General features: G+C 36.9%; 20 protein-coding genes. 13 read left to right on the top strand and 7 right to left on the bottom strand.

Features of this window, described 5'->3' with window-relative positions:
* Complete coding sequence (locus G5B98_RS06150; RefSeq protein WP_196086363.1) at nt 1–1278, top strand: dihydroorotase; 1278 nt, start codon at nt 1–3, stop codon at nt 1276–1278.
* An 82-nt stretch (nt 1279–1360) separates the two neighbouring features.
* Here G5B98_RS06150 and G5B98_RS06145 read toward each other — a convergent pair whose 3' ends face one another.
* Genes G5B98_RS06145 through G5B98_RS06130 form a run of 4 tightly spaced genes read right to left on the bottom strand, consistent with a single transcriptional unit; the run spans nt 1361 to nt 4316 of the window.
* Nucleotides 1361–2650 (bottom strand): M28 family peptidase, encoded by a 1290-nt coding sequence (locus tag G5B98_RS06145; protein WP_196086362.1) that lies wholly within the window; start codon nt 2648–2650, stop codon nt 1361–1363.
* Between the two features lie 16 nt (nt 2651–2666).
* Complete coding sequence (locus G5B98_RS06140; protein WP_196086361.1) at nt 2667–2924, bottom strand: heavy-metal-associated domain-containing protein; 258 nt, start codon at nt 2922–2924, stop codon at nt 2667–2669.
* A complete protein-coding gene (locus G5B98_RS06135; protein ID WP_196086360.1) occupies nt 2917–3240 on the bottom strand; it encodes an aryl sulfotransferase in 324 nt (107 codons plus the stop codon). The genes G5B98_RS06140 and G5B98_RS06135 overlap by 8 nt, the downstream gene beginning before the upstream one ends.
* Nucleotides 3237–4316, bottom strand: a complete 1080-nt coding sequence (locus G5B98_RS06130) for a transglutaminase-like domain-containing protein (protein WP_196086359.1) — start codon at nt 4314–4316, stop codon at nt 3237–3239. The genes G5B98_RS06135 and G5B98_RS06130 overlap by 4 nt, the downstream gene beginning before the upstream one ends.
* Before the next feature lie 93 nt (nt 4317–4409).
* Here G5B98_RS06130 and G5B98_RS06125 point away from each other — a divergent pair, with 93 nt between their 5' ends.
* From G5B98_RS06125 to G5B98_RS06110, 4 genes are all read left to right on the top strand, one after another.
* Nucleotides 4410–4577, top strand: coding sequence for a hypothetical protein (locus G5B98_RS06125; protein WP_002942642.1), 168 nt, complete (start codon nt 4410–4412; stop codon nt 4575–4577).
* 1 nt (nt 4578) lies between these two features.
* Complete coding sequence (cmoB, locus tag G5B98_RS06120) at nt 4579–5448, top strand: tRNA 5-methoxyuridine(34)/uridine 5-oxyacetic acid(34) synthase CmoB (RefSeq protein WP_232524630.1); 870 nt, start codon at nt 4579–4581, stop codon at nt 5446–5448.
* Between the two features lie 8 nt (nt 5449–5456).
* Complete coding sequence (locus G5B98_RS06115) at nt 5457–5990, top strand: PaaI family thioesterase (protein WP_196086357.1); 534 nt, start codon at nt 5457–5459, stop codon at nt 5988–5990.
* Between the two features lie 196 nt (nt 5991–6186).
* Entirely contained in the window at nt 6187–7473 is a 1287-nt protein-coding gene (locus tag G5B98_RS06110; protein ID WP_196086356.1) for a major outer membrane protein, read from the top strand.
* A gap of 175 nt (nt 7474–7648) precedes the next feature.
* Here G5B98_RS06110 and G5B98_RS06105 read toward each other — a convergent pair whose 3' ends face one another.
* On the bottom strand, nt 7649–8251 hold the full coding sequence (locus tag G5B98_RS06105) for an MBL fold metallo-hydrolase (protein ID WP_196086355.1): 603 nt from the start codon (nt 8249–8251) through the stop codon (nt 7649–7651).
* Nucleotides 8252–8371: 120 nt separating this feature from the next.
* On the opposite strand from G5B98_RS06105, the gene G5B98_RS06100 reads away from it, so the two are divergent.
* From G5B98_RS06100 to kdsB, 6 genes are read left to right on the top strand one after another with little or no spacing between them, the layout of a single operon-like run.
* The gene (locus tag G5B98_RS06100) at nt 8372–9109 is read left to right on the top strand and encodes an NAD+ synthase (RefSeq protein ID WP_196086354.1); all 738 of its coding nucleotides are present in this window, start codon (nt 8372–8374) and stop codon (nt 9107–9109) included.
* Between the two features lie 10 nt (nt 9110–9119).
* Nucleotides 9120–10250: a DegT/DnrJ/EryC1/StrS family aminotransferase gene (locus G5B98_RS06095; protein ID WP_196086353.1), complete on the top strand. Its 1131-nt coding sequence runs from the start codon at nt 9120–9122 to the stop codon at nt 10248–10250.
* Nucleotides 10243–11163: a tetraacyldisaccharide 4'-kinase gene (locus G5B98_RS06090; RefSeq protein ID WP_196086352.1), complete on the top strand. Its 921-nt coding sequence runs from the start codon at nt 10243–10245 to the stop codon at nt 11161–11163. The genes G5B98_RS06095 and G5B98_RS06090 overlap by 8 nt, the downstream gene beginning before the upstream one ends.
* A gap of 50 nt (nt 11164–11213) precedes the next feature.
* The gene (cutA, locus tag G5B98_RS09650) at nt 11214–11528 is read left to right on the top strand and encodes a divalent-cation tolerance protein CutA (protein ID WP_196086351.1); all 315 of its coding nucleotides are present in this window, start codon (nt 11214–11216) and stop codon (nt 11526–11528) included.
* Nucleotides 11525–12988 (top strand): threonine synthase, encoded by a 1464-nt coding sequence (thrC, locus tag G5B98_RS06080; protein ID WP_196086350.1) that lies wholly within the window; start codon nt 11525–11527, stop codon nt 12986–12988. Before cutA ends, thrC begins: the two co-directional genes overlap by 4 nt.
* Entirely contained in the window at nt 12985–13698 is a 714-nt protein-coding gene (gene kdsB, locus G5B98_RS06075; RefSeq protein ID WP_196086349.1) for a 3-deoxy-manno-octulosonate cytidylyltransferase, read from the top strand. Before thrC ends, kdsB begins: the two co-directional genes overlap by 4 nt.
* Nucleotides 13699–13803: 105 nt before the next feature.
* Here the strand turns inward: kdsB and G5B98_RS06070 are convergent, their stop codons facing one another.
* Both G5B98_RS06070 and G5B98_RS06065 read right to left on the bottom strand, forming a co-directional pair.
* Nucleotides 13804–13977, bottom strand: coding sequence for a hypothetical protein (locus G5B98_RS06070; RefSeq protein WP_021091517.1), 174 nt, complete (start codon nt 13975–13977; stop codon nt 13804–13806).
* Nucleotides 13978–14223, bottom strand: coding sequence for an XRE family transcriptional regulator (locus G5B98_RS06065; RefSeq protein WP_196086348.1), 246 nt, complete (start codon nt 14221–14223; stop codon nt 13978–13980).
* A gap of 345 nt (nt 14224–14568) precedes the next feature.
* On the opposite strand from G5B98_RS06065, the gene G5B98_RS06060 reads away from it, so the two are divergent.
* Nucleotides 14569–15363 carry an HrcA family transcriptional regulator gene (locus tag G5B98_RS06060; protein WP_149714868.1) on the top strand — a complete coding sequence of 265 codons (795 nt, stop codon included), beginning with the start codon at nt 14569–14571 and terminating at the stop codon, nt 15361–15363.
* Nucleotides 15360–15902: a nucleotide exchange factor GrpE gene (gene grpE / locus G5B98_RS06055; protein ID WP_196086347.1), complete on the top strand. Its 543-nt coding sequence runs from the start codon at nt 15360–15362 to the stop codon at nt 15900–15902. Before G5B98_RS06060 ends, grpE begins: the two co-directional genes overlap by 4 nt.
* Nucleotides 15903–15906 lie beyond the last annotated feature (4 nt).

Genomic DNA, 15906 nt, shown 5'->3' with positions numbered 1-15906 from the left:
ATGAAAATAGCAATAATTAACGGCACTATCGTAAATAGCGACGAGAAATTTAAGGCAAATATCCTAATAGAAAACGGTAAAATAGCCAAAATCGGAAGTGAGAAATTTGAGGCTGATAAGGTCATCGATGCTACAAATAAGCTCGTTATGCCAGGACTTATCGACATGCACGTGCATTTTCGCGATCCTGGTCAAGAGTATAAAGATGACATCATCTCAGGCTCGCAGGCGGCCGTAGCTGGGGGAGTGACTACCTGCCTTTGCATGGCTAACACAAACCCAGTAAATGACAACGCCTCGATCACAAGAGCGATGATAGAAAAGGCAAGAAACTGCGGGCTGATCGATCTTTTGCCAATTGCAGCCATTAGCAAAGGGCTTGGTGGCAATGAGATCGTCGAAATGGGCGATCTCATAGAGGCTGGCGCAGTCGCATTTAGTGATGATGGCCTACCAGTGACTAGCTCAAGCGTGATGAGAGCAGCACTTGAGTATTCAAGCATGTTTGGTAGCTTTTGTATAAGCCACTCAGAGGACTGCTCGCTTTGCAGGCAGGGCGTCATGCACGAGGGCAAGGTCTCAGCCATACTTGGACTTCGCGGCATGGCAAGAGAGAAAGAGGAGATCGCAGTTAGCCGCGATATGCTGCTTGCAAAGCTCACTAAAGCGCACATCCATATCGCTCACGTAAGCTCGGAGTACTCGCTAAAGATCATCGAAATGGGCAAAAAAGAGGGTATAAACATCACTTGCGAGGCGACACCTCACCACTTTAGCTTTAGCGACGATGAAATTTTGAAAAATGCCTACGATACAAATTTCAAAATGTCACCACCACTTCGTGAGGTAAGCGACGTAAAAGCGGTGAGAGAGGCGCTAAAAAGCGGCCTTATAGACGTTATCGCCACCGATCATGCCCCACATCACACAGACGAAAAGATAGTAGAATTTGACAAGGCGCCATTTGGCATCATCGGACTTCAAACCCTTGTGCCACTCACTCTAAAGCTCGTAAATGAGGGTGTTATAAGCTTAGAGCGCATGGTGGAGCTAACATCGACAAATGCGGCTAAAATGCTAAATTTAAAAGATAAAGGCAGGCTTGCTGAGGGCATGCTAGCTGATATTGCTGTGATTGATCCTGAGATCGAGTACATTTATGATGAGAAGATAAACCGCTCAAAATCTATAAATTCCCCACTCTTTGGTAAAAAGCTAAAAGGCGCAGCGACTACCACGATAAAAAGTGGCAAGATTGTTTATGAGTTTGGAAAATAATATAAATTTGCTCGTGCTTGCGAGTAAATCCTAAATCTTCAAAATCCAAAATTTGCTAGAAATTTCTAGCAAATTTTGGATTTTATGAGTTATATTTTTTAACGATACCGCGAACGACTTTTTCTATAAAAAGCGCAGATTCAACTTCGCAGCATTCTCTTGTTGAGTGAGGTGAGTGGATGTTTGGTCCTATTGAGCAAGCACTAAGACCCGCTTTTTTCTCTAAAAGTACGCCACACTCTAAACCAGCGTGAACGGCTGTTATCCTTGCATTTGGCTTATAAATTTTTAGCTCTTCTAAGATATCGTTTGCAAATTTATCATCTATAGGCTTCCAAGCCGGGTTTCTATCTTTTGTAATGACGCTAAAGCCAAGTGCTTTTGCAAGCTCAGAAATTTCAAATTCCATACTGTTTAGTCCGTCTTTACTCATTGATCTAGCAAAAAACTCCACTTCAAGTATGCCATCATCTTTGATCTTTACAAGCGAGAGATTGACACTATCTTGTGGTATGCCCAGCTCACAGTTATAGGCTCTTACGCCTTGTGAAAATGAATTGATTAGTGCTAAAATTTTCTCGCCATTTTCTAAAATTTCATCTCCCATGCCAAGCTTTTTCACGCTTAAATTTTCACACTCACTTTTTAGCTCTTTATCGCTTAGAACCAGTGCGGTTGCGCCGCTTGGGATAGAGTTGCTTCGCTCGCCACCTTCAAATTTAACAAGCTTGCAGCTATTTTTAGTCACAAATGCTGCCAAAACCTTGATCGCATTTGGGATATTTTTATGTATCTCATTGCCAGAGTGTCCGCCAGGAAGCCCACTTACTTTTACTTCATAAAGCGTGCTCTCTTTTGTTTTTTTGCTATTAAGCGAGGTATTGGCAAATAAATTTACACCGCCAGCACAGCCGATAGTGACTCTATCGTCCTCTTCGCTGTCTAAATTTAAAAGCTTATCGGCTTTTAACTCGCCGCTAAAGCCAGTAGCTCCGATCATGCCAACTTCTTCATTGTTTGTAAAGAGGCACTCTATGTCATCAAATTCGCTTATCATCTGCATCATGATAGCTACGCCGATGCCGTTATCGGCACCTAAAGATGAGTTTTTAGCCCTCATGTAGCCATCATCGCCATAAACTATCTCAATCTTTGGAGCATCACCCATGCAGACCATATCGTAGTGGCTTTGCAAGCAAATTTTTGGTTTGCCTTTAAACGCATGAATGTTGCCAAAGCTATCGACCACGACCTCACAGCCCTTATCTTTTGCATAGCTAGCTAGAAAATTACGCATCTTATCAGTCTCATAACTGCAGTGCGGTATCGCAGAAAGTGTCTCAAATTTCTTTAAAATTTCACTATTTGACATATTTGCCTCCGTAAATTTATTTTATCTCGCCCTTATAGCCAGTCGAATCGACTGCTTTTAAAAGCTCTTTTTCATCGAGCTTATCATCTGCTGTAACGACAGCTTTTCGCTCTTTTAGCGATACATCTGCCTTTTTTACGCCCTCAACGCTAAGAGCAGCCTTTCTAACTATTGCTGTGCAAAGCGGACAGTGCATGCTAGGCACTGAAATTTCTATCTTTTTATCAGCATAGCAACTAAGTGCAAGAAGGGTTAAAACTAAAATTTTACGCATAAATTTCTCCTAAAAGCTCCGGATATGTAAGGAGTAAAAGCAAAATCACTCCAAAAAGTATATATATAACTATCCATTTTTTCTTTTTATAGCTTAGGTTGCAACTTTTTGGCTTGTAAAATAGACTAATTCCTGAAATCACAAAGCAAATGACGGCCATAACGCTTAAAGGAACGCGGTATTCGTATAAATTTTGTGTCCAAGATAGAAAAGAAAAAGATGTACCAAAAAGCAGAAAAAGAAGTGCCGGCAAGCAGCACAAGGTAGCGCCGATAGCACTACCTATGGATGTTAGTATCAGCCAAAAGGCTCTCATTTTAGCTCTGTTGAGACGTAGTCGTAGCTAAATTCTTTTGGCGAATAGTAGTTTTGTGTGTTGCCATCAACTTCAGCGTATGGGTAGCCAAAGTTGTTTAGCGGAGTTTGCTCTGGGGTTGGCTTTAAGATAAAGTCGCGGCCGTAGTTAAAGCCTATCCAGCACATCTCCCAGTTACCAAAGCAGTACTCTCTCACAGCTACGATCTTGGCGTCGTCATTTGTTAGCTTCTCGCCCAGTCTTACCTTTGTGACATCAGCTGGATCAACTGGTATCCAACCATAGCCTTTTAAGTAAAACTCAGCCCTGCAGTGCTGTCCGCCTGAAATTTTAGCTACGCCATCTTTTGCGCTACCCATTTGATCTGAAAATCTAGACTGACCAACTCTGATACCAAAAATCTCTCTTGCTGGGATGCCAACTGATCTGCAAAGTCCCACGAAAACTGAGTTTATGTCGGTGCATTTGCCCACTAGTTTTCCGCTTTCTAGTATTGCTCTAACATCGCCTGTGCCACATCCTAGGATGCTGTTATCACGCTGCATAGTGTTTGCAACCCACGTGTAGATTGCTTTTGCACGCTCCAAGTCGCCCTTTAAATTTCCAACTATCTCTAGCGCTTTTGCTCTTACGACGCCGTCAGTTGGGATGTGTGAAGTTGGTTTTAAAAACTCCAAAACAGCAGGATCTACCTTCTCGTTTGGATCGTAATTTACCTTGCTAAAGTCAGTGTTGCGCTCTGTTGTTTGAATTTTAAACTGCACATTTAAGATAGGTCTTGGCTCATTTTCTTCAAAATCAGCATACATTGTAGGTATTAGCGTATCTGAAATATAGACGTTTTTAGCGGTTGTGTTTATGACGTAGTCTTGGGTTAGTTGCTGATAAGTGGTGCTTAGTGGGAGTGGTAGCCAAATTTTTGAGCTTTTGCCCTTTTCAAGCAGCTGGTGTTTGAAATTTACATCGAAATTTCTAACAACTGGATTTGCTGGCTCATCGCTAGCTAGAGTGACACTTGGAAGCAGACTCGCTGCACCTAAAAAACTACTGAATTTAAAAAAATCTCTTCTTTGCATAAAATGCCTTTTTTGCTTAATCTTAGCCAAACTTGGCTCTAAAACTGCCTGCTATTCTAGCATAAAATTTTTATTTATGATAAAATCCGCCACATGAAAAAGATTATATTTTTAGGCTTTATAGCGCTATTTTGCAATGGTTGTCTTTATATGAATGAGCGTGGAGTTTCGACGCAATATTATAATGATTGTAAAGAGTATTATGACGCGACTGGCACCTACCAAAAAGAGTGTCCGCACAACATCGTCGACTGGAAATAGCGTGGATCTTAGCAAATTTAACGAGCAACAAAAGCAAATTTTAAATAGGATAGAAAATTTAGCAAATTTTGACTGCGAGCTTGAGCTAAAAGATAGTGTAAATGTGAAATTTAAAAATTTAGACCAAGCCAAAAAAGATGAAATTTATGACCTCGCCCTTAGCCTAAAGCCTTGGCGAAAAGGGCCATTTTTACTTGATGATATATATATAGATAGCGAGTGGCAAAGTTTTATTAAGTTTAATATTCTTGTTCCTCATCTAAATTTAGCTGGCAAAAGCGTGGCTGACGTGGGTTGCAACAATGGATATTATATGTTTAAGATGCTTGAGTACGATCCAAAAAGCATAACTGGCTTTGATCCTAGCGTGCATACATATTTGCAGTTTGCTTTTTTAAATAAATTTATCCGCTCAAATATCGCTTACGAGCTTCTTGGAGTAGAGAGCTTGCCAGAATACGCAGCGAAATTTGACACCATTTTTTGCCTTGGCGTAATATATCACAGAAGCGATCCTATCAAGATGCTAAAAGAGCTAAAAATGGCTTTGAATCCTGGAGGCGAGCTATTTTTAGATACTATGTATATTGATATGGATGGCGACTTTGCGCTAAGTCCAAAGGATAGGTATTCAAAAATTCCAAATATCTACTTTGTACCGACACTCTCGGCACTTCAAAACTGGTGCGAGAGAGCTAAGTTTAGGGATTTTACCTTACTTGAAACAAAGGCGACTGATCTAAATGAGCAACGAAAAACGCAGTGGATAGATGGTGAGAGTCTTGGAAATTTCTTAGACCCAAATGACAATACAAAGACCATCGAGGGCTACCCAGCGCCAAAAAGAGCATATGTTAGAGTTAAAATTTAAGGATAAAAATGGCAGAAGAAAATATCTATGATATAAAAGATGAATCACAAATAATCTTACCAGAAGATGAAAACCCATTAAGAAACGAGATCAAAACCGCTCCACTTACAAAGCTAAATTTTAGTGGAACGGCATTTTTGCTTGAAAAAAATCACGCAAAGACTAGATTTTTTACTACAGATGATATGGTGTGCGATACTGAGGGACTTATTCACAGTGGATTTATTTTTATGGGTGCAAATCATGCCGCGCTTTTAGCCATTAATGAAGAATTTTGCGTTAGTATCGGGGCTAGGATAAATTTCTTTGGACCGCTAAAGCTTGGTGACGTGGTGGAATTTGACGCTCAAGCAAGATTTGAAGAGAGCAGAAAAAGGGAAGTAAAAGTGCTTGGATATGTTAAAGATATAAAAATTTTTGAAGGAATATTCCAACTTGTCACGCTTGAAGAGCATATCTTTGTCACCCAGCAAAAAAATATCCAAAAAGAAGCCGCCATAAGGCAAAAGAAAGAGCGAGAAGAAGCTAAGGCAAATAGCTAAAAGTAAGTAAAAATTTTTGATTTTCTTATATTTAATCCCAAATAAAACGAAATTTTAAAAAGACAACCTTTATCTCATTATCCTATTTTGGTAAATAATTGGTAACATTTTTTAAAAATTTTAAGGAAAATTAAGTAATAAAATTAATTTTCTATGATAACATCCTTTCAAAACTTTTTATCAAAAGGAGATTTAGATGAAACTTACAAAAGTTAGCTTAGTTGCTTTGGTTGCTTTAGGTGCATTTTCAAGCGTTGCAAGTGCAACTCCACTTGAAGAAGCTATAAAAAATGTAGATCTTTCAGGATTTGCAAGATATCGCTATACAAATGATCATTATAAAAATAGTGCTCAGTTAGACACCAAAAGATCGAGTATAGGCAATCATACATTTAAAATGCAGACAGCATTTAAAGCTGCTATTGACGATAACTTTTTTGGTGTTTTAAACCTAAGATATCAGGCAAATGATGGTTCAGGTGATAATGCTGGACGTAATTTCAGCAATAGATATGATTATGTTAACAACAACGGCACTGATAAAACAAATACAACAAATTCTTTTGGTGTATATGAGATGTATCTAGGTTACAAAATAGGCAATACTACAGTTACAGCTGGCAAACAAAAACTGGGCACGTTTTATGATGGTAAAGATATAGCGGGTACAGGTATTAAGGTGGTAAATACTGACATCTCTGGTCTTACTTTGACGGCATTAGCACTTGATGCTTTAGAAAATGAAAAAAGTGATACAAATGGCCCATTGGCAAATACTTTAGTTGCTTCAAATATGTTTAGTGATTCACCTGCAAATATTTATTATTTAGCAGCTTTTGGAAGTTATGAACCACTCGCATTTAAAATAGCTATAGCAAATATTTCTGAAGTTGCTACACTTTACGGAGTTGATGCAGGAGTTAGCTTTAATGTAACTGATGATATAAACCTAAACTTAAAGGGCCAATTCGCTCATAATGACTCAGATCACAAAGACGTAGCTGATGCAAATTTCCGGGCTATCCAAGCTGGCACAAAACTATTTGGTGCCAATTTTAATACTGGTTACTTAGATTTTGATGCTAAAAATAAGGCTGATGATGTGAAAAATAGCAACAAAATTTCATTTGTAACACTTGATGGAAATGGCGATCTAATTAGTCCAGCAAAAATCCTAAATGGCGGAATGAGTGGCAGCAGACAATACTACAACAACATCAAAGGTAACAACGACTACTGGTTTGTTAATGGTGGATACAGCATAGATAAATTTGGCTTTGGTGCTGGTTATACTCAAGGTAAAGGTACAAGCTATACTCTTAATAAAGAGAGAGCAAAAAGAAATGAGTGGTATGCACAAGCTAGCTACAAATATAGCAAAAAACTTAATTTCCTAACTTGGTATGCAGCTGCTAAAGACAAAAAAGACAGCGAAAGTTACAAACAAGATCGTATAAGATTTGAAGCAAAATATAGCTTCTAAAAACATTTATCCGAGCGAGTTTCCGCTCGGACCTTTTCAAAATTTAAAATAGACTACATATAAAATTTCTCTATCTTTTTTGATTGACTTTTAGTTTTATAAAAAATATAAATTTTTAATAGCAATTAAGTGTATTTTAAAAGTTTGAAAATTGAAATTAATACCACCAAAATTTTTAGCTATTTTTTACTATATCCATCCAATAATCAATATTATTTTGCTCGGCCTCTAGTGTACTGCCTTCTCCGTGTCCTGGATAAAGCGTGAAGTTATCTTTTAAATTTTTAAACTTTCCTAGACTTTTTAACATTTCATTTTTATCTGAAAAAGGAAAATCCCAGCGTCCTATGCTTCCTCTAAATAAAAAATCCCCACTAAACATCATGTCATCTATCTCTATCATCGAGCAGCCTGGTGTATGTCCTGGAAAATGATGAAATTTGATGCAAAAATCATCAGTGTTAAAATTTTCATCATTATCAACCAAAACATCTGGAGTAAAAGTACTTTTCATATAACCAAAAATATCACTCTCACACATGAAAGCATCAAATTTGTTAATATAAACTGGAATTTCTAGCTCATCTTTTAATTTTCCAGCATCAAAAATATGATCAAAATGCCCGTGAGTACAAAGGATGGCTTTTAATTTTTTAGCATTTTGTAAAACCCAATCTTTTGCCCCATCTCCCGGATCTATCACTATAGATGAGTTATTTTTTGTAACGATGTAACAATTAGTGCCAAAATCTCCAAAGCTTTTGTGTATTACTCTCATTTTTTACCTTAAATTTATTATTTCTTAAAATTTTACATCTTTTTACTTAAACTTAAAGAAAAATTTTAAATTTACTTAGTATAATTTTTGCAAAAGGAAGCAAATCTAGGCAAAGAAAGAATGAAGGAGTATCAAAAGATCGAAGAAACTTTAGTTTTTAGCTTAAAAGATAAAACTAAAGATAAAAATTTGTTGTTGGGTGTTAGTGGAGGTATTGATTCTGCTGTGGTAGCGACTTTGTGTGCAAGAGCAAAACCAAATGAAACTCATGCACTCATCATGCCAACAGCATCATCAAACAGACAAAATATGGACGATGCCTTAAATTTATGCGAAAAACTAAACATAAAATATAAGGTTTTATCCATAGAGGGCATTTTAAATGCTTTTTACGAAACGATAGATGTAAATTTAAGCAATTTAAGAAAAGGGAATTTAGCAGCTAGAGTTAGAATGAGCTTGCTTTATGATTATTCATCTAGTATAAACGCTCTAGTTATCGGAACAAGCAACAAAAGTGAGCTTATGCTTGGATACGGTACGATATTTGGGGATTTAGCATGTGCAATAAATCCTATCGGAGAGCTTTACAAAAGTGAAATTTTTGAATTTGCAAAACATCTTGAGGTTGATAAAAATTTTATCAACAAAGCACCTTCGGCTGATTTGTGGGATGGACAAAGTGACGAAGGCGACATAGGTTACAGTTATGCTGTTATTGATGAGATTTTAGAAAATTTAGAAAATAACAAGGAGCAAGTCATCAAAAAGTTCGGATTAAAAGCAGTATCGGATATAGAAAATAGAGTTGTTTCAAACAGGTTTAAACGACAAATGCCGTTGATAGTGAAAATTTAAAGGATTAAAGATGAGAGAGATTCCGTTTTATAGACCAACTATCACTGAGCGTGAAAGTGAGCTTATTGAGGAGGCTTTGCACTCTGAAAATACTACTAATATCGTTGCTAGATTTGAAGAGAAGTTAAAAGAGTATTTTGGTGCAAAATTTGTAGTTACCACAAATAATATCGCAGCCGCACATCACTTGGCACTAAGTGCGCTTGACACTAAACGCGGAGATAAGGTCATTTGCTCCATAAATGCTTTTCCTAGCATTGCACAAGCTGTTAGACATTTTGATGCTGAACCTATTTTTGTGGATGTTGATGAAGAAGATTTTAACATCTGCCCAGACGCCCTTGAGAAAGTGCTAAAAGAACAAAATCACAAAAAATTAAAATGTGCTTTTATCTCTCATATCGCAGGTCAAAGTGCTAGGATGGACGAGATAACGGAGGTTTGTGAGAAATACGGCGTAAAAATTTTAGATGATGCAAATCGCGGTATGGGACTAACATACAATGGCAAAAAAGTTGGTTCAGACTCCTTTTTGTCGTGCTTTCAAACACATTCGCGTGTACAAAATCCTATATCAACGGTTGGATTTTTTACGACAAATGATGAGGAAATTTATAAAAGAGCAAAACTACTTCGCAACTACGCCCTTGTAAATGGCATTGATAAATTCGGCAGCTTGAGTTATATTTATGATGTCGTAGATATTGGTTTAAAGTATGATATAAACTCGATAAATGCAGCATTTTCTATTGCGCAGCTAGAAAGAACAGATAAGCTCATACAAAGAAGACAAGAGATCGCAAGAATTTATGATAAAGAGCTTGGCGAGTGCCACAATATAACAATCCCTGTCAAGAAGCGCGAGCACATTTATACTCAGTATATTATTAAGATAAATAAAAATCGTGATGGTTTTGCCAGAGAGCTTTTGGAGCATGGCATTCACACATCATTGCACTACATACCGATACATTTACTAAGCTATTACAAAAACAAATACTCGCTTAAAGTAAATGATTTTCCAAATGCTTTAAAAAATTATCAGCAAGTGTTGTCACTGCCTATTTATCATAGTTTGAGTGACGAAGAGGTGCAATACGTCTGCAACAAAGTAAAAGAAATTTCTAAAACTCGTGTTTAAGAAATTAAATATTTTCTTGCATGCTTGGGCGAATGAATATTTTTTTCGCCCAAATTTCTTTCAAATTTTACTAGCATTTTTACTTTTGCCACTAAGCTTTATCTATTTTCTTATTGTTATTTTTAAGAAATTTACTGCTAAAAAAATAGACTTTGGCATAAAAATAATTAGCGTTGGAAATTTGACCCTTGGAGGAAGCGGGAAGACTCCACTTTGCGTGGCAATTGCTAAAAATTACGAGGGCGCTTTTATCATTCTTAGAGGCTATAAAAGAAAAAGCAAAGGCATGCAAGTTGTCGCGCGAAATGGCGAAATTTTGCTTGACGTAGCAGTGAGCGGCGATGAGGCGATGATATATGCTACAAGCCTTAAAAACGCAAATGTAATAGTAAGCGAAGATAGGAAAATAGCTATAAACTACGCTAAAAAGCATGGTGCAAAGTATATCTTACTGGATGACGGATTTTCTAAATTCGACATAGCCAAATTTGACATTCTAGTACGCCCAAACCCAGAGCCAAGGCTAAAATTTTGCTTACCAAGCGGGGCTTATAGATATCCGTTTGGCTTTTATAAATTTGCTGATTTTATAGCGATTGAAGGGCAAACTCATTTTAGAAAGAGTGAAATTTTAAATAAAAGCGAAAAAATGGTTCTAGTTACTGCCATAGCAAACCCAGAGCGTCTTAAGCCATTTTTTGATGAGTGTGTAGCTCGTGTCTTTTTTCCTGATCATTATGATTTTTCAAAAGATGAGCTGAGTGAAATTTTGCAAAGTTACGGTGCCACCTCGCTTTTGATGACGCAAAAGGACTATGTAAAGGCAAAAGATTTTGGTTTGCCAGTATCGCTTATTACGCTTGAAGTTACGTTAAGCGAGGAGTTTAAAAAGGTTTTGGCGAAGCAAATTTAAGCCCAGTTTGTTATAATGAACCACTTTCTTAAAGGAAAATTTAGATCAAAATGAGAATTTTAATCACCTCAGTCGCAAAGAAAAAAGAGGCAAAAAAACTAAGTAAAATGCTCTTTAAAAAGGGCTTTGCAGCTTGTGTGAGTAGCTTTAGCGCAAAAAGCATTTATCTTTGGCAAGAGAAGCTTTGCGATGGAAAAGAGCAAATTTTACTCATAAAAACGGACGTTAAATTTAAAAAAGTAGCTAAATTTATAAGAAAGCACCACAGCTACGAAATCCCAGAAATTTTGGCACTTAGGCCAAAAGAGGTATTTGAAAAATATGAAGATTGGATAAAAAAATCAACCAAAAAAGGCAAAAAATGAGACTAACACCAACAAGAAGCGTGAAAGATGAAAAGATAAAAAATGTAAATTTAAGCACAGCCATGCTTAGCCCAAGCTCCGCTCACGGCGGACTTTATGCGCCAAAAAAGCTTCCAAAAATAACAAGATCAAAGTGGCAAGAGTTCTCACAATTAAGCTACGAGAAGCTAGCACTTTGCATTATCTCGCTATTTAAATTTGATGTGCCAGAGGCTTTTTTCAAAAAGGCGGTTAAGAGATACGCGAGTTTTGACGATCCAAAGCACCCAGTCATTTTTAAAAAAATAGATAAAAATTTATACGTAAATGAGCTATATCACGGCCCAACTAGGGCATTTAAGGATATGGCGCTTCAGCCCTTTGGCTCGCTGCTTAGCCAGCTAGCAAAAGAGAGAGGCGAAAGATATCTTATTATGTGCGCAACTAGCGGTGACACGGGCCCTGCGACACTTCAAACCTTTGCAAACGATGAAAATATCAAGGTCGTTTGCCTCTATCCAGACGGCGGCACGAGCGAGGTGCAAAAGCTTCAGATGCAGACTATGCAGGGTGAAAATTTAAAGGTTTTTGGCATAAAAGGCGACTTTGACGACGCTCAAAGGGCGCTAAAAACGCTACTTGCAAATGATAAATTTAAGGCTGAGCTGAAGAAAAAGCGCCTTAAACTAAGCGCGGCAAACTCGGTAAATTTTGGCAGAATTCTCTTTCAGATCATCTACCACGCCTACGCCTATGCAAATTTGCTAAAACAAAAGGCGCTTAAGGCAAACGAGAGCTTTGATATCATCGTGCCAAGTGGAAATTTTGGTAACGCACTTGGGGCGTATTACGCTAAAAAAATGGGCGCAAAGATCGGTAAGATCAAGATCGCTTCAAACGCAAACAATATCTTGACACAGTTTTTTACTACCGGCGTTTACGACCTCAGGGACAAAAAACTAGTTAAGACGATAAGTCCGGCGATGGACATTTTGATCAGCTCAAATGTCGAGCGCTTGCTATTTGATAAATTTGGTAGCGTTAGAACCAATGAACTCATGCAAAGCCTAGCTAAAGATAAATCTTATAAACTTAGCAAGCAGGAGCTTGAAGCGCTAAAAGAGGACTTTGAGGCTAGCTGGTGCGACGACAAAGAGTGCGAGGCATACATCGCAAAGCTCGCAAAAGGCGGCTACGCGATCGATCCACATACGGCTACTTGCTTTAAAATGGTAGATGCTAGCCGCATAAACGTCATCACATCGACCGCGCACTGGGTGAAATTTACGCCAAGCATGATCAAAGCGTGCCAGATCAAAGATACAAAAGATGAAAAAGATGCGCTCGCAAAGACCGCTAAAATCTTAAACGATAGCGTGCCAAGCTCGATAAACTCGCTATTTAGCGCGAAAATTTTACACAAAAATATCATAAAAGAGGACGAGATCGAAAAGTGCGTCCTAGAATGGATCGAGCGATGATAATCATCCCAGCCCGCCTTGCCTCAACAAGGTTTAGTAATAAAATTTTAAAAGAGATAAATGGCGTGCCGATGTTTGTGGCGACTGCTCTTATAGTAAGTGACGTGGACGATGTGGCGGTTGCTGTGGACGAGCCAAACGTGCTTGATATCGCCAAGGCTTACGGCATAAAAGCTGTGCTAACTAGCAAAGATCATCAAAGTGGCACTGACAGGATAAACGAAGCAGCGCAAATTTTAGGGCTAAATGAGAGCGAGATCATCATAAATGTTCAGGCTGATGAGCCATTTATCGAGCCTGAAAATATCGCTAAATTTAGGGCATTTTGCGAGCAGAATAAAGAAAAAGCCTTTATGTTTTCTTGCTATAAAAAGATAGACGATGAGTTTGCGGATGATAAAAATTTAGTTAAAGTGGTGACTGATTTTGAGGGATATGCACTTTACTTTTCAAGATCTAGGATACCATTTAACAGAAGCGAGTGTAAAAGTTATAAGGCTCACCTTGGCATTTACGGATACAGCGTAAAAAGCTTAAAAGAGTTTTGTGCTCTTATGTCTTCAAGCCTTGAAAATACCGAAAAGCTCGAGCAGCTACGCGCCCTAGAAAATGGTAAAAAGATAGCAATGCTAGAGGTTGAGAGCCAAAGTATCGGCATCGATAGCGAAGATGACTACCAAAGAGCGCTAGCTAAATTTGGTAAAAAATAATTCGGCAAATTCTCTTTAAATAAAGTCAATATTTAAGGAGAATTCATCTAAATTATTAATCTTTAAATGCAGCAAAAAATATTTTTCTGCTCAAATAATATAAAACTAATTTTTCTTGATTTTTATTTTTTTAATTCTGTCTTTAACTACGTAAAATTTTAAAATCGCACTCGAGTAAAAGTCTTTATAGAAACCTAAAAATTTAGGCTCTTTCTTAGTGCAGATAGCTGCAAACACGCTCTCAAGGTCTATTCTCTCTTTTTGTGTCAAATTTTCCATCTATTTTCCTAACAACTTTCTCATCTTATTGATAACAAATAATATTTCATCATCGTCAAGCTCACATAGTAGCTTACAAGCTGCAGCAACAGCTTGTGGCTTTGAGTTGCCAAGCCTCCAATCTTGATATGTTCTCATTGGTACACCAAGCTCTTCTGCCATTTTTGCTTGTGAAATTTTCTTACCGATATTTTTTGCCTCAACTGCATTGTGAAGCAAATTAAATATATCACTTGTTTCAATCATTAAAGTATTATACGGGTTATTTTATTAAATATACATAAAACAATATATAAATAATAGAAATACGTATAAATAAATTAAAATATATTATATATTATACTATAAAATATTATATTAGTACGTAAAAACGTATAAAAATATTAGAACTTAGAGGTAATATAAATTTTTTAAGCTTGTTTAATTGTTTTTTATAATTTAATTTTTGAGAAAGCTTATATAATTGATATTAGATAAGCTTAGTTATATAGACTAAAGATATATAAATAAATTATTTTAACTTAAATACTTGACATTAATAAACTAAAGTTGTATAATCCGCTTAGCAATTAAAAAGAAAGAGTGCTAAAAGTGAGTAAAACAAATAAACGTGATTTGATACTAAATTCTATCATCGAGGCTTATTTGCAGGACAATATGCCTATTGGTTCAAATGAGCTTGGCTCTCGTATGAGCGCGGCTATTCCGGCTTCTACGATACGCGTTTATTTTAAAAAGCTTTCAGATGAAGGTGAGATCACAAAGCTTCACATTAGTGGCGGTAGAATTCCGACAATTGCTGCGATGAGAAGATATTGGAGTGAAATTTTTGCTATAAGTGATATAAATTTAGAGATAAATGACGCCGAAGGGCTGAAAAAACTATGTGATGAATTTGAGCTTTATTGTATGATTTTTGGCACAATCGATAATGAATTGCTAGAAATTTTAAATTTAAATAATAGGTATATGATCTTAAATTTTGGTGAAGATGAGATCGTTATTAAATTTGATGCTAGGATGTATAAATTTTTAAGTAATCTTGCTGGAGTTAGTTTAAACAAGCTTGAGCTTATCTGTTCTCAAGTTGGCTTAAGCGAACTAAAAAGTAAAATAAGAGAGCTTAAAAGGACTAAAATTTACTTCCAAGAAAATGAAATTTTAGCCTTTGATATGTTTAAGGATAGACGTTTTAAGATGGTTTTTGACCCAAGTTTTAGTCTGCAAATGGATGAAAAACTTACATTTTCTCCTATGTTTGATGAAAATTTTATGGGGCTCAAATTTAGTACAAACTATCTTGGCAATGAGGCACAGATGATCTGTGCTGGCAGTATTTATACTGACTATGTGAAATTTATAAATCTAATAAAGGAGGCTGCGTGAGCGAAGAGGTAAAAGAGCAAAACCTACCTGAGGTTGAGTCTGTGCAAGAACTAGCTAGTGATAGCGTAAATTTGGACGCACTTGGCGATATTTCAAAGGTTGAAAAACTTGAAAAAGAGCTCGGAGAAATAACTGATAAATATTATAGAGCAAATGCTGAGTTTGAAAATATCAAAAAGCGTTATGAAAAAGAGAAAGCAGACGTTGCAAACTATGCAAATGAGAAATTTGCTAGGGACTTGCTACCAGTCATAGATGCTCTTGAGATCGCTGCGAATTTTGATCCAGAGGATGATGAATTTGCTAAAAAGATTAAAGAGGGTATTTTGATAACTATAAATCAGTTTAAAAAATGTTTTGAAAAGCATGGCGTAAGCGAGATACCAACTGATACTGAGTTTGATCCAAGCGTGCACAATGCCGTTTTAAGGGTCGATAGCGAAGAGAAGCAGAGTGGTCAAATCGTACAAGCTTTGCAAAAAGGCTATATGATAAATGGTAGGGTTTTGCGCCCAGCTATGGTCAGCGTGGCAAACTAAATTT

Origin of the sequence: Campylobacter concisus (assembly GCF_015679985.1) — a bacterium.
Taxonomy (GTDB): domain Bacteria; phylum Campylobacterota; class Campylobacteria; order Campylobacterales; family Campylobacteraceae; genus Campylobacter_A; species Campylobacter_A concisus_AC.
This window is presented reverse-complemented; position numbering and strand designations above follow the sequence as displayed.